Source organism: Streptomyces sp. NBC_00513 (assembly GCF_041431415.1).
GTDB lineage: Bacteria > Actinomycetota > Actinomycetes > Streptomycetales > Streptomycetaceae > Streptomyces.
Map to the genome: position 1 here is coordinate 1,640,329 of NZ_CP107845.1, position 13,355 is coordinate 1,653,683.

A 13,355-nucleotide genomic window follows, 5' to 3' on the forward strand; every position below is an offset into this window, starting at 1 on the left:
TCACACCGATGGCCACGCCCGCGCACCCGCCCGTGATCGACCTCAACGCCGACCTCGGCGAGGGATTCGGTCGCTGGACGCTGACCGACGACGAGGCGCTGTTGTCCGTCGTCACGAGCGCCAACGTGGCCTGTGGTTTCCACGCCGGGGATCCGTCCATCATGCGTCGCGTGTGCGAGCTGGCCGCCGAGCGGGGGGTGCGGATCGGGGCGCAGGTCTCCTACCGGGACCTCGCCGGTTTCGGACGGCGGGCGATGGACGTGCCGGCGGGCGAACTGGCGGACGAGGTGGCGTACCAGATCGGGGCGCTGGAGGTGTTCGCGCGGGCGGCCGGTTCCCGGGTGTCGTACGTGAAGCCGCACGGCGCCCTGTACAACCGCACCGTGCGCGACGCGGGGCAGGCCGGGGCGGTCGTCGCGGGCGTGCGGATGGCCGCCGGTACGGGCGGGCTGCCGGTCCTGGGGCTGCCCGGGTCGCTGCTCCTGTCCGCCGCCGAGGAAGCGGGGTTGACGGCCGTGCCGGAGGCGTTCGCGGACCGGGCGTACACGGCGGAGGGGACGCTGGTGCCGCGCGGGGAGCCGGGGGCGGTGGTGCACGACCCGGACGCGGTGGTCGCCCGCGCCGTGCGGATGGCCGCCGAGCGGTCCGCGACCGCGATCGACGGCTCCCCGGTGGCCGTGCCCGCGCGTTCGCTGTGCCTGCACGGGGACACCCCGGGGGCGGCGGACCTCGCCCTGCGGGTGCGTCGGGCCCTGGGCGCGGCCGGGGTACGGGTGGAGGCCTTCGCGTGAGGGCGCTCGCGGTGGGCGACCGGGCCCTGCTGCTGGAGGCGGACTCGGCGCAGGAGGTGGCCGCGCTCCACGCCGAACTGCTGCGGCGGCGCGCGGAACTGGGCGGCGTACGGGAGATCGTGCCGGCCGCGCGGACCGTGCTGCTGGACGGGGTGGCGGAGCCCGCCGCGCTGGCGGCCCGGATCGCCGGGTGGGAGGTGCCGCCGCTCGCCGGGAGCGAGGGGCCGCTGATCAGCGTCGCGGTCCGCTACGACGGGCCGGACCTGGCGGAGGTCGCGCGGCTGTGGGGGGTGGGGCCCGGGGAGGTGCCGGGGATCGTGGGGTCGGTCGAGTTCCGCGTGGCGTTCTGCGGGTTCGCGCCCGGTTTCGGCTACCTGACCGGGCTCCCCGAGCGCCTCCACCTGCCCCGACGGGCCACGCCGCGTACGGCCGTGCCGGCGGGCTCGCTGGCCCTGGCGGGCGCCTACGCGGGGGTCTACCCGCGCTCCTCCCCCGGCGGCTGGCAGTTGATCGGAACCACCGGGGCCGTGTTGTGGGACCCGGGGCGGGAGCCGGCGGCGCTGTTCGCGCCGGGGGTGCGGGTGCGGTTCGAGGAGGCGGGGTCGTGAGCGGGCTGCTGGTGGTGCGGGCGGGTGCGCTGACCACCGTCCAGGACCTCGGCCGGCCGGGGTACGCACACCTGGGCGTCCCCCGTTCGGGTGCGCTGGACGTCGGGGCGCACACCCTGGCCAACCGGCTGCTGGGCAACGCCCCGGGCGCGGCGACGCTGGAGACCACCCTCGACGGGGTCGCGCTGCGGGCGTCGGGCCCGGTCACGGTGGCGGTCACGGGGGCGCCCTGCGCGGTACGGGTCTCGGGCCGCCCGGTGGCCTGGGGGGCGCCGGTCGCGCTGCGGGCGGGGGCGGAGCTGGAGGTGGGGGCGGCGGAGTCGGGGCTGCGCGGCTACGTCGCGGTGCGGGGCGGGTTCGCCGTGCCCCCGGTGCTGGGGAGCCGGGCCACGGACCTGCTGTCGGGCCTGGGGCCGCCGGTGCTGTCGGCGGGCGTACTGCTGCCGGTGGGGCCGCCGGGCCGGGACCCGGTGCGCGGGGTCGACGCCCTGGGGGTGCCGGGGCCGCCGACGGAGCTGGTGCTGCCGCTGGGGCCGGGGCCGAGGGCCGACTGGTTCGAGGCGGAGTCGGTGGCCCGGCTGCTCCGGGCCCCGTACCGGGTCTCGGCGATGTCCAACCGGATCGGGCTGCGCACGGAGGGGGGTCCGGCGCTGGTCCGGCGCCGGGTCGGGGAGCTGCCGAGCGAGGGGATGGTCCTGGGCGCGGTCCAGGTCCCGCCGGACGGGCTCCCCGTCGTCTTCCTGGCCGATCACCCGGTCACGGGCGGCTATCCCGTGGTGGGCGTGGTTCCCGCGGGCCCCGCCCTGGACGCGGCGGCGCAGGCCCGGCCGGGGGTGACGGTCCGCTTCGTGCGGGGTCTGTGAGGCGCCCGGGGTGTCCCCGGGGTGCGGGCGGCTTGGCGAGCCGCCCGCCATGGCCCGCCAGGGTCCGGAAAAAGGGTCCGGCGGGGTCCGGAAGGGACGGCCTACACCGTCGACTCCGGTGCGATGCGACTGCGCACCGCCGACTGCACGTCCTCCTCCTCCGCCGGGTCCGCCGCCAGGCGGCGCAGCCGGGGGGCGACGCGGGCGTCGGCCGTCTCGGCGTGGTGGGCGGCCACCTCGCGGGTGGTCTCCTCGCAGTCCCACAGGCATTCCACCGCGAAGCCGGCCGCGAACGACGGATCGGTCTGGGCCAGGGCCCGGGCGACCCGGCCGCGCAGGTGGGAAGAGGCGGTTTCCCGGTAGACGTGGCGCAGTACGGGCGCCGCGCAGCCGATGGCGAGGCGGCCGGCCCCGTCGACGAGGGCGAACAGGTGCCGGGTGTCCGGTCCCGAGCCGCGCACCGTGGAGCGCAGGGCGCCCAGGACGAGCCCGGCGTCCTCGGCTCCGCCGCGGGCCGCGAGAAGGGTCGCGGCGGCCGCTCCGAGGGCGTCGGGGCGGTGGACCCAGCGGCGGGCCCGTTCCACGGCTCCGGGGCCGCACATGCGTTCGTAGGCGGCCACGGCGGGCTCGTCCCCGGCGGCTTCGATGAGGTCCAGGACGGCCGGGTTCTCCGGTTCGGCGAGGACCAGGTGGTGCAGGGCGGTGGCCCGGGCGGCCTCGCCCGAGGCGCCGGCCGCGGCGGCGAGGATCGCGGAGCGGTCCTCGGGAGCGGCCACGGCGGCCAGGCAGCGGGCCGCGGGGACGTGCAGCGGGGTGCCGCGGCTCAGTCCGTCGGCGGCCCAGTCGAAGACGGCCTGGACTCCCCAGCCGGGCTGGGGTCCCTTGGGGGTGAGCTGGCGCTGCCAACGGTCGAAGGAGCCCTGTCGGCGGGCGGCGCGCAGTCGCTCCCCGTGGGGGGCGGACTCCTCCCACAGGCACCAGGGCCGGGGTTCGTAGGCGTCGCGGATGGCGGCGGCCAGCCGCGCCTCACCCTCGGCGGTGACGGGGAAGCGGGCGACGACGGGCCCGGCGAGGGAGCGCAGTCCCTCGTCGTCGTCGCGCAGGGCGAGCTCGTCGAGGGCCCAGGCCCAGTTCGCGCCGGAGGCGGCGTAGCGGCGCAGCAGCATGAGCGCGTCGTCACGGCCGTACGAGGCGAGGTGGCCGAGGACGGACAGGGCGAGCCCCGTGCGGTGGTCCTCCTCGTCGAGGAGGTCGTCGGCGCTGAAGAGGTGGCTCTCGATGGCGCCGAGGGGGCCGTCGAGATCGAGGTAGAGCCGGGCGTAGTAGAGCGAGCGGTTCTCGACCTGCCAGTCCTGGCGCGGATCGCTGATCACGCACTGGTCGAGGGCCTCCAGGGCCTCCGCCCGGGGCGCCGCGAGTGCGTGCAGCGTGCCGTCGCCGCGGCCCCTCTGGAGGAGCCCGAGCAGGGTGCCGCTTGGCGCTATGACTGGTTCGAACATGGGAATGGCCTCAAATCAAGCTGGGGACGCAACCGGGAATCGGGATTCACAGGGCCGCGTAACAGCATGTGAGGACGTTCGCCGTCATGTTCCGCTCGATGTAGACCATTGCCTTCTCACTCTCGTCGGTGCTTCGCGACCGTGGCGGCCGGTTCGGCAGGGAGGGTATGGACACCTCTTGTGTCCAGCCCGCTCCTGCCCGTCCGTCAAGTTCGCGAATCGAATCCGACGCCATGATGACCCAGTCGGTTTGTGCACCGCGACCACATTTACGGCCGCCGTGACCAACCCGTGAGGTCCGGGGCCGGTCAGACCTTGCCAGGTCACGGCCAAAACCGGACTACTTGGCTCCGAACAGTTCCAGCAGATCGGCCTTGGCGAACATGCGCGCCGTGTCCACGGCGGAGGGGGTTCCGGCCTCGGGGTCGGCTCCGCCGGCGAGCAGCGCGCGGATGACGGCCTCCTCGCCCTTGAAGACGGCGCCGGCGAGCGGGGTCTGGCCCCGGTCGTTGGCGCGATCGGCCTCGGCGCCGCGGGTGAGCAGGGCCGTGACGGCCTCGGCGTGGCCGTGGTAGGCGGCGAGCATGACGAGGGTGTCGCCGCGGTCGTTGGTGAGGTTCGCCGGGACCCCGGCGTCGAGGTACGCGGCCAGCGTCTCGGCGTCACCCTGACGGGCGAGGTCGAAGATCTTGGTGGCCAGTTCGATGACGTCCTCGTCGGGAACGCCCTGCGGGCCGGCGCCTTCCGGGGTGTGCTCGCTCATCGTTCGTACCGCCTTTCGCTTCGCCGTCACGGCACCCGTTTCCCCAGGCCGGCGGGCTGGGGGGCGCACGGTGCCGCGTCCGTGCGGGTGAAGCGTCAGAGTAGCGCCCGATCCGGAACATGGCGGGTGCGGTCCGAGGCGAGGATCATCCCGCCCCCCTGATCGCCCGGCGCGCCAGTCGGGCGGGTCCAGTCAAGTGAAAAATTACAGGATTCACCCGTATGCACCTTTTGTCGCATTGATACTTGCTGTGAGCCTGGAAGGACTGATGGTGACCGTCCTCACCCACCAGGAGAACTTCTCATGGTCCTGTCCATCTCAGGTGTCGTCCTGCTCGGAATCATCTGCTTCCTCTTCTTCAAGAAGGACGGGATGAAGCTGTCGCACGCGTTCGTGTGCGCGCTCTTCGGCTTCTTCCTCGCCGGCTCCGCCATCGCACCCAGCATCACGGCGAGTACGGCGAGCCTCGCGAGCCTTCTCGGCGGGATCAAGCTCTAGGGAACGTCGTCGAAGCGCGCCTGCCGGCCGCCGGCAGGCGGGACTTCGACGACATGCCCCAGGCCCCCGACCGCACCGTCCGCCACCACCCCGACTCCAGGAGACGCCCGTGGCCAGGCGCCCACTCCCCCGCATCCTCAGCAGCGGCACCGTGTCGCTGTCCCGGGGCCGCGACTTCGCCCGCACGGCCGCCGACAGCGCCACGGACGTCCTCCATCCGCTCCTCGTCATCGGGCGCGGCCTGCGCGTCCTGGCCTCCGCCGGGCGACGCAAATGGTCCGACACCCCCAAGGACAAGCGTGGTCCCGGGCTGTTCCTGGGCGCCGCCTGCGTCCTCGTCGTCGCGCTCGTCCCGTACGGCCCCCTGATCGCCCTCGTGACCCTGATGGCGGCGGCGGGCTGGCACGGACGCGACCGCACCCCGGTGAAGACCGGCCCCAGCGACGCCGAGACGGAGCGGCTCGCCTCCCTCTACGAGGCCCTCGTGCCGTACTTCTCCATCCCCGAGGACCCGAACCCGCTCTTCGCCCACGGCGGGGAATGGGACCGGGCCTTCAGCGGCCACGTCTTCGACGACGCGGGCCGCGTCACCCGGCTCCGCATCCGCTACCCGGCCTACTTCGCCGACGGCGAGCTCGCCCCCCGGGCCCGCATCGAGGCCCTGCTGCACTCCAAGTCCGGGCGCGGACGGGAGTACCGCTTCGACTGGGACGAGGAGGCCAACCAACTCGACCTGAGCGTGCTGGAGGCGCTGCCGACGGGCATCGCCGCCCAACGGTTCGTCACCTCCCCCGGCGAGACCGTCCTCGGGCTCACCGACGCGGGCGGCGTACAGCGCACCCTGCCCGTAGCGGAGGGGGAACAGACCCGGGACGTGCCCCCGGTGATCTGGCGCACCGGGCCCCGCTCCACCGAACCGCACCTGCTGGCCGTCGGCCAACCCGGCAGCGGGACGTCCACCCTGCTGCGCTCCATCGCCCTTCAGGCACTCCACCACGACGGCGACGTGCTGATCGTCGAGGGCGGCGGCAGCGGCGAGTACTCCTGCCTCTCCGGCCGCGCGGGCGTGCTGGCCGTCGAGTGCGGCCCCACGGGGGCCCCGGCCACCCTGGAGTGGGCCGCGCACGAGACCGAGCGACGGCTCGTCGCCACCCACCGGGCCCGCGAGGCGGGCCGGCCCCTGCCCGAGGACACCCGACGCCCCCTGTGGATCCTGCTCGACCGCCCCAGCGTGCTCACCCACCTCGCGGCGGCCGAGGGGCGGCCCGACCCCCTCGCGCGGCTCCAGGTGCCGTTGCGCCACGGTCGGGCCGCACACGTCACGGTGGTGGTCGCGGAACAGTTCGAGCACCTGGAACTGCTCGATGACGCCGTGTGGCAGCACACCCGGGCCCGCGTCGTGCTCGGCTCCGCCTCCGTCCAGCAGATCGCCGACGTGCTCGGCCTGCCCCCGCACACCACCCCGACGGCGATGGTGCCGCCCGGGCGCGGCTACGCGCGGCTCGGCACGGGCCCCGTGCACCGGGTACAGGTGCCCGCGACCCCGGACCCGTACGACGACGCCGCGCATCCCGCGCACCGTCAGGCGGTACGGGAGCTGCTGCCGGAGCGACAGGCCCGGCCGACGGCGGTCGCGGAGCACGGCACGCCGGCGACGCCGCTGCACATCGTCCAACCCCCGGCCCAGGCCCAGGGCCCCTCGATCGAGGGGCGGGAGATCACGGAGGTGCCGGCGGAGACACCGCCCGCCCGCGGCCCGTGGCCGGTCGGGCCGTAAGCCGTCTCTTTCGGATCTTGCCGGGCCGTGGGGGCGCCTCGCCGACAGGGCCGGGTCCGGTGCCACTTGGACGACGGGCCTACGCGACGAACGTGCGCGGGGGTTCCGCCCCGCTGCCGCCGGCGCCCGTACCGACCAGCCGGGCCGCCGCCGCGAGGCGCGAGGCGGCCTCCTCGGCGACCGGGCCGCCGACCGTGAACGGAAGCCGGACGTAACCCTCGAAGGCCCCGTCCACGCCGAACCGGGGGCCCGAGGGGACCCGTACGCCGACCCGCTCCCCCACCTCGGCCAGCCGGGACCCGGACAGTCCACCCGCGCGGGCCCACAGGGTGAGGCCGCCCCGGGGCACCTGGAACTCCCAGTCGGGCAGTTCCCGGCGCACCGCGGCGACGAGCGCGTCGCGGTTCTCCCGGGCCTGGTCGCGGCGAATCTCCACGGCCTCCTCCCAGCCTCCGGTCCGCATCAGCCAGTTCACCGCGAGCTGTTCGAGCACGGGTGTGCCGAGGTCGGCGTACGCGCGGGCCGCGACCAGGCTGCGGATGACGTCGGGGGCCGCGCGGACCCAGCCGATCCGCATGCCGGCCCAGAAGGCCTTGCTGGCGGAACCGACGGTGACGACCGTGGAGCCGGCGGGGTCGAAGGAGCAGACCGGACGGGGCATCTCCACGTCCGGGTCCAGCCGGAGTTCGGCCATGGTCTCGTCGGCGACGAGCACGGTGCCGGCCGAACGGGCCGCCTCCACCATCGCGCGGCGCTGCTCGTCCGAGGCGAGGGCGCCGGTGGGGTTGTGGAAGTCGGCGACCACGTAGGCGAGCCGCGGGGCGGAGTCGCGCAGCACCTGCCGCCAGACGTCCATGTCCCAGCCGCTCAGCCCGGCGGCCATGGCGACGGGCACGAGGCGCACCCCGGCGGCGCGCATGAGCTGGAGGATGTTGGCGTAGGACGGGGATTCGACGGCGATGCGCTCGCCGCGCCCCGCGAAGAGGCTGCAGATGGCGTCGATGGCGCCCATGGCACCGGTGGTCACCATGATCTGTTCGGGCATCGTGGGGATGCCGCGCTCGGTGTAGCGGTCGGCGAGCATCCTGCGCAGGGCGGGCAGGCCGGCGGGGTAGTCGCCGTGGGTGTGCGCGTACGGCGGCAGTTCCTCCAGGGCTCCCTGGACGGCCTTGGTGAGCCAGGGCTCGGGGGCCGGCAGGGCGGCGCAGCCGAGGTCGATCATCGAGCCGAGGGACTCGGGCGGCAGGGGTTCCAGGCCCCGGGCGGGAAGCGGGTTCCCGGCGGGCACGGCGGTCCAGCTGCCCGCGCCCCGGCGGGATTCCAGGAACCCTTCGCCGCGCAGCGCCTCGTAGGCGGCGGCGACGGTGGTGCGGCTGACGGTGAGCGCGACGGCCAGCTCCCGTTCGGCGGGCAGCCGGGCGGCGACGGGGACGCGCCCTTCGAGGACGAGGAGGCGGATGCCGTCGGCGAGGCTGCGGTAGGCGGGCGGTTTACGCGTGCCGGACGTGGCGGAGCGCCCCTGCTGTGAGGTGATGAGGCGGGCGAGCTGGGCGGCGCCGACCGCCGAGGTCCACTGAGCCATGCTGTCCGGTCCACCTTCGTCGAATTGGCCCCGTCCGACCCCGAGGGGCGACCGGTATTGGATTGGTTCCGCGCGATCCAGGGTGTCACGGGGCGGTCCACTCCGACCAGGGGGCTCCGGAGACGCTCCACGGAGGGGGCGGGGAGGGGCCACCGGAGCGCCCCCGCCTCGTCGCGGGCGCGTTCACCCCGCGGCCATCCGGACGCTCCCGTCCCACCGGCGGCAGGGGGCATACTGCCGCCGTGACGCACGTACGCCTTCGGCACCCGTATCTGGACCACCCGGCTCCCATCCCCTTCGCGCACCGGGGAGGGGCCGCGGACGGGCTGGAGAACACCGCCGCCGCCTTCCACCGGGCGGCCGACGCGGGTTACCGCTACTTCGAGACCGATGTGCACGCCACGGTCGACGGGAAGCTGGTCGCCTTCCACGACTCCACCCTGGACCGGGTCACCGACGGTCGGGGGCGGATCGCCGAACTGCCGTGGAAGCGGATCCGGGAGGCCCGGGTGGCGGGCACCGAGCCCCTGGCCCTGTTCGAGGACCTCCTGGAGGAGTTCCCGGAGGCCCGCTGGAACGTCGACGTGAAGGCGGAGAGCGCCCTGTACCCGTTGGTGAACCTGATCGCGCGGGCCCGGGTCTGGGACCGGGTCTGCGTGGGCTCCTTCTCGGAGAGCCGGGTGGCCCGGGCCCAGAAGATCGCCGGCCCCCGACTGGCGACCTCGTACGGGGTGCGCGGCGTGGTGGGGCTGCGGTTGCGGTCGTTCGCGATCCCGGCGGCGCTGCGCGCGGGGGCGGTGGCGGCGCAGGTTCCGGAGACGCAGGCCGGCGTCCGGGTGGTCGATCGGCGGTTCGTCCGGACGGCGCACGAGCGGGGACTGCAGGTGCACGTGTGGACCGTGAACGAACCGGAACGCATGGACTCTCTTCTCGACATGGGAGTCGATGGCATCATGACCGACCGGATCGACATCTTGCGCACGGTGCTGGACCGGCGCGGAGCCTGGGCCTGACGGCTCTTTCGGGCTCCGCGCGGGCCGCGGCGGCCGAGGCGGCACGTACAGCGAGGGGGCACCGGAGTGAGCGCGCGAGACATATCTCCACCGGAGGAAGCGGAACCGGGAACGGAGGACGGCAGAGCCGGCGCCGCGGCCCGCAAACGCGAACAGCACGGCTGGTACTTCTACGACTTCGCCTGCTCGGTCTACTCGACCAGCGTGCTCACGGTGTTCCTCGGGCCCTACCTGACGTCGGTGACCAGGGCGGCGGCGGACGTCGAGGGCTATGTGCACCCGCTCGGCATCCCGATCCGGGCCGGTTCCTTCTTCGCGTACGCGGTCTCCGCGTCGGTGCTGCTGGCCGTGCTGATCATGCCGCTGGCCGGGGCCGTCGCGGACCGCAGCGGACGCAGGAAGCCGCTGCTGGCGGTGGCGGCGTACACGGGCGCGGCGGCGACGACCGGGATGTTCTTCCTCGACGGTGACCGCTATCTGCTCGGCGGGTTCCTGCTCGTCGTGGCGAACGCCTCGCTGGCGGTCTCGATGGTGTTGTACAACGCCTTCCTGCCGCAGATCGCCACTCCGGACGAGCGGGACACCGTCTCCTCGCGGGGTTGGGCCTTCGGCTACACCTCGGGCGCCCTCGTGCTCGTCATGAACCTGGTGCTCTACCAGGGCCACGACTCCTTCGGGCTGTCCGAGGGCGCGGCGGTGCGCATCTGTCTGGCGTCCGCCGGCCTGTGGTGGGGCGCCTTCGCGATCATTCCGCTGCGTCGGCTGCGTGACCGGGGGCCGGCCCGGGAGGCGGGTGCGGGTGCGCCGGTCAGCGGTTGGCGGCAGTTGGTGGCCACCTTGAAGGACATGCGGCGCCATCCGCTGACGCTGTCGTTCCTGCTGGCCTACCTGATCTACAACGACGGCGTGCAGACGGTGATCTCCCAGGCCTCGGTCTACGGGTCGGAGGAACTGGAGCTGGAGCAGTCCACCCTGATCGTGGCGGTGCTGCTGGTCCAGGTCCTGGCGGTGGCGGGCGCGCTGGGCATGGGCCGGCTGGCCCGCGTGTACGGCGCCAAGCGGACGATCCTCGGTTCGCTGGCCGGGTGGACGGTGACCCTGGCCGCCGGGTACTTCCTGCCGGCCCGGACACCGGTGTGGTTCTTCGTGCTGGCGGCGATGATCGGGCTCGTGCTCGGCGGCAGCCAGGCGCTGTCGCGTTCGCTGTTCTCGCACCTGGTCCCGGCGGGCAAGGAGGCCGAGTACTTCTCCGCCTACGAGATGAGCGACCGGGGGCTGAGCTGGATCGGACCGCTGGTCTTCGGACTGACGTACCAGGTCACGGGCAGTTATCGGGACGCGATCATCTCGTTGGTGGTGTTCTTCGCACTGGGTTTCGTGCTGCTCGCGAGGGTGCCGGTGCGGCGCGCGGTGGAGGCGGCGGGCAATCCTGTTCCCGAGAGGATCTGAGAGCGGGTCCGAGAAACGAATTCGGAACGAATTTCGACGTTCAAGCTAAGGGCCGGTAGTGTACGCCTTTGGCCTGCCAGGCGGACCGTTACTGCGCGCTCAAGAAGAGCGGACGTTGGGTGACATCTGCTGCCAGATGTGACAAAACGGGCACTGGTGGGTACAACAAGGGGCGGTACGACGGGCGACGCATGACCCGGAGCGGGAATCTATACCGCCGACCGGACGTTGACCGGATGACGACGACAGCGACACCTGTCCTGTGGGCGACAAGCCCGGGAGGCACGATTCATGAGTGAGCGAGCTCTCCGCGGTACGCGGCTCGTGGTTACCAGCTACGAGACGGACCGCGGCATCGATCTGGCCCCGCGCCAGGCGGTGGAGTACGCATGCCAGAACGGACATCGATTTGAGATGCCGTTCTCGGTTGAGGCAGAAATTCCGCCGGAGTGGGAGTGCAAGGCGTGCGGCGCCATGGCACTCCTGGTGGACGGGGACGGGCCCGAAGAGAAGAAGGGCAAGCCTGCGCGAACGCACTGGGACATGCTCATGGAGCGACGCACCCGCGAGGAGCTGGAGGAAGTGCTTGCCGAGAGGCTCGCGGTCCTTCGTTCCGGCGCCATGAACATTGCCGTGCATCCGCGGGACAGCCGCAAGTCCGCCTGACAACCGGACTGAGAACGAAGCCGAGGGCCCCCGCCACATCCGTGGCGGGGGCCCTCGGCTTGTCCGGCTCCGGAGCCGACCGGCCCGGAGATCGGCGCTTCAGGGGGTCAGCGGCGGCCGGTGACCGGTGTCCGGGCCGGCCTGGCCCGGTCCGGGCGCCGGCCGGTCCTCGCGGATGACCTCGCCCTGGACGACCTTGCCGTCGGGCTGATGGATCCGGGCCTGCTGGAAGGCGTCGCCGAAGGTGCCGGCGGGCGCCGCGGCCATCCTGCGCTCCAGGGAGCGTGTGGCACGGCGGCTGATCAGGGCCCGGACGGGCGGGAGCAGCAGGAGCAGTCCGGCCACGTCGGAGATCAGGCCCGGCAGCATCAGGAACACGCCCGCGAGCATGATCAGGCCGTTGCCCTGGCCGGGCCGCTGCCCGGCCTGCTCGGGCCCTTGGCCCTGCTGCGCCCGCTGGAAGGAGTCGGTGAGGTTCTTGAAGGCCCGTCGCCCGGCGCGCTTGATGACCACGGCGCCGAGCAGGATCCCGCCCGCGATCAACAGGGCGACGGTCAACCCGCCGGCCGCGCCGGCGACCAGGCTGAGCAGCCAGATCTCCAGGATCAGCCAGGCGGCGACCGCCAGGGGAAGCAGAGTGCGGGCGGGCGAGCGCCGTCGTGGGGCCGTCGAAATGCCGGTCGTCATGTCACCAGTGTGCCTGGGGCGGTGTAAAAGCGACCTCAGTCGGAGGTACCGGACATCCCTTAGGGGGCGTCCGGGAGCCGGGTCTCAGTACGGGGGCCGGCCGGTCAGCTTCGCCGCCCGGGCCTTGATGCCCCACTGGGTGACCCGCCACAGGGCCTCCACCACGATGTCCTTGCTCATCTTGCTGTCGCCGAACTCTCGCTCGACGAACGTGATGGGCACCTCGACGACCCTGAAGCCCTGGCGGATGGCGCGGCGGGCCAGGTCCACCTGGAAGCAGTAGCCGGCGGAGGCCACCTCCTCCAGGCCCAGGCCCTCCAGCGTCTCGCTGCGGAAGGCGCGGTACCCGCCGGTCACGTCCCGGATCGGCACGTCCAGGAGCAGTCGGGAGTACGTGGAACCGCCGCGGGAGAGCATCTCGCGGCTCTTGGGCCAGTTGACGACGCGGCCGCCCGGCACCCAGCGGGATCCCAGGACCAGGTCGGCGTTGCCGAGGGCGGTGAGCAGCCGGGGCAGTTCCTCGGGTCGGTGGGAGCCGTCGGCGTCCATCTCCACGAGGACCCCGTAGCCGTGCTCCAGGCCCCAGGCGAAGCCGGCCAGGTAGGCGGCGCCGAGGCCTTCCTTGCCCTTGCGGTGCAGCACGTGGACCTGCTCGTCGGCGCAGGCCAGCTCGTCGGCGAGCTTGCCGGTCCCGTCGGGGCTGTTGTCGTCGGCGACCAGGACGTGCGCTGCGGGGACGGCGGCCCGGACCCGGCCGACGATCGGGCCGATGTTCTCGGCCTCGTTGTACGTCGGAATGATCACCAGGGTGGTGCCGAGCGGCCCGTAGGTCCGCTGTCCGCCATCGCTCACTGGGTCCCCTTGCGTGTTTCTCGTCCGGCCGGCCTCGTACGTCCCGTCACAGCAGGATGATTTTAGAACAGCGATCGGAGCCGGCGGTCCTTCGGGCCGGCCCGGCTCCCGCTGGCTGCGGGTCACCGTGACCGTTGTCTACTGGACCGCCGGGCCCCGACCTGGGGCCACCAGCCGCCGGCGAAACCTTCCCTCGCCCCCGAGGCGCGGGTGCGCTGAGCGGACGGATCCGTCCGGTACGGACGTCCTGTGGTGGACCCGGCCGAACCTATCCGGGTCCGGCCGCCGGGACCGAACCGAGGCCGGT

13 protein-coding genes are annotated in these 13,355 nt (G+C 73.5%); 8 read left to right on the forward strand and 5 right to left on the reverse strand.

All coding sequences use genetic code 11. The annotated features are described in order from the left end of the window. Nucleotides 1-32: 32 nt before the first annotated feature. From OHA84_RS07745 to OHA84_RS07755, 3 genes are read left to right on the forward strand one after another with little or no spacing between them, the layout of a single operon-like run. Nucleotides 33-791 carry a LamB/YcsF family protein gene (locus tag OHA84_RS07745; RefSeq protein WP_053681838.1) on the forward strand — a complete coding sequence of 253 codons (759 nt, stop codon included), beginning with the start codon at nt 33-35 and terminating at the stop codon, nt 789-791. Next, nucleotides 788-1,399 (forward strand): allophanate hydrolase subunit 1, encoded by a 612-nt coding sequence (locus OHA84_RS07750; RefSeq protein WP_266951544.1) that lies wholly within the window; start codon nt 788-790, stop codon nt 1,397-1,399. The genes OHA84_RS07745 and OHA84_RS07750 overlap by 4 nt, the downstream gene beginning before the upstream one ends. Beyond that, nucleotides 1,396-2,262 (forward strand): biotin-dependent carboxyltransferase family protein, encoded by an 867-nt coding sequence (locus OHA84_RS07755; RefSeq protein ID WP_266972462.1) that lies wholly within the window; start codon nt 1,396-1,398, stop codon nt 2,260-2,262. The genes OHA84_RS07750 and OHA84_RS07755 overlap by 4 nt, the downstream gene beginning before the upstream one ends. Before the next feature lie 101 nt (nt 2,263-2,363). Here OHA84_RS07755 and OHA84_RS07760 read toward each other — a convergent pair whose 3' ends face one another. Together OHA84_RS07760 and OHA84_RS07765 are read right to left on the reverse strand one after the other, a co-directional pair. Next, nucleotides 2,364-3,761, reverse strand: a complete 1,398-nt coding sequence (locus OHA84_RS07760; protein ID WP_053681818.1) for a hypothetical protein — start codon at nt 3,759-3,761, stop codon at nt 2,364-2,366. Nucleotides 3,762-4,101: 340 nt separating this feature from the next. Beyond that, nucleotides 4,102-4,524 carry an ankyrin repeat domain-containing protein gene (locus OHA84_RS07765; protein ID WP_053681837.1) on the reverse strand — a complete coding sequence of 141 codons (423 nt, stop codon included), beginning with the start codon at nt 4,522-4,524 and terminating at the stop codon, nt 4,102-4,104. Nucleotides 4,525-4,827: 303 nt separating this feature from the next. On the opposite strand from OHA84_RS07765, the gene OHA84_RS07770 reads away from it, so the two are divergent. Further along, nucleotides 4,828-5,022: a hypothetical protein gene (locus OHA84_RS07770; protein WP_008743136.1), complete on the forward strand. Its 195-nt coding sequence runs from the start codon at nt 4,828-4,830 to the stop codon at nt 5,020-5,022. 109 nt (nt 5,023-5,131) lie between these two features. After that, on the forward strand, nt 5,132-6,799 hold the full coding sequence (locus OHA84_RS07775) for a hypothetical protein (protein WP_266972459.1): 1,668 nt from the start codon (nt 5,132-5,134) through the stop codon (nt 6,797-6,799). 79 nt (nt 6,800-6,878) lie between these two features. Here the strand turns inward: OHA84_RS07775 and OHA84_RS07780 are convergent, their stop codons facing one another. Further along, entirely contained in the window at nt 6,879-8,381 is a 1,503-nt protein-coding gene (locus tag OHA84_RS07780) for a PLP-dependent aminotransferase family protein (protein WP_053681816.1), read from the reverse strand. Between the two features lie 242 nt (nt 8,382-8,623). On the opposite strand from OHA84_RS07780, the gene OHA84_RS07785 reads away from it, so the two are divergent. The 3 genes from OHA84_RS07785 (at nt 8,624) to OHA84_RS07795 (ending at nt 11,509) form a co-directional block, all read left to right on the forward strand. Then, the gene (locus OHA84_RS07785) at nt 8,624-9,394 is read left to right on the forward strand and encodes a glycerophosphodiester phosphodiesterase family protein (protein ID WP_053681815.1); all 771 of its coding nucleotides are present in this window, start codon (nt 8,624-8,626) and stop codon (nt 9,392-9,394) included. 81 nt (nt 9,395-9,475) lie between these two features. Further along, a complete protein-coding gene (locus tag OHA84_RS07790) occupies nt 9,476-10,843 on the forward strand; it encodes an MFS transporter (RefSeq protein WP_053681836.1) in 1,368 nt (455 codons plus the stop codon). Nucleotides 10,844-11,134: 291 nt separating this feature from the next. Continuing rightward, complete coding sequence (locus tag OHA84_RS07795; protein ID WP_007262928.1) at nt 11,135-11,509, forward strand: RNA polymerase-binding protein RbpA; 375 nt, start codon at nt 11,135-11,137, stop codon at nt 11,507-11,509. A 99-nt stretch (nt 11,510-11,608) separates the two neighbouring features. Here the strand turns inward: OHA84_RS07795 and fxsA are convergent, their stop codons facing one another. Continuing rightward, complete coding sequence (fxsA, locus tag OHA84_RS07800; protein ID WP_266972456.1) at nt 11,609-12,196, reverse strand: FxsA family membrane protein; 588 nt, start codon at nt 12,194-12,196, stop codon at nt 11,609-11,611. 84 nt (nt 12,197-12,280) lie between these two features. Then, nucleotides 12,281-13,048 carry a polyprenol monophosphomannose synthase gene (locus tag OHA84_RS07805; RefSeq protein ID WP_266972454.1) on the reverse strand — a complete coding sequence of 256 codons (768 nt, stop codon included), beginning with the start codon at nt 13,046-13,048 and terminating at the stop codon, nt 12,281-12,283. Nucleotides 13,049-13,355 lie beyond the last annotated feature (307 nt).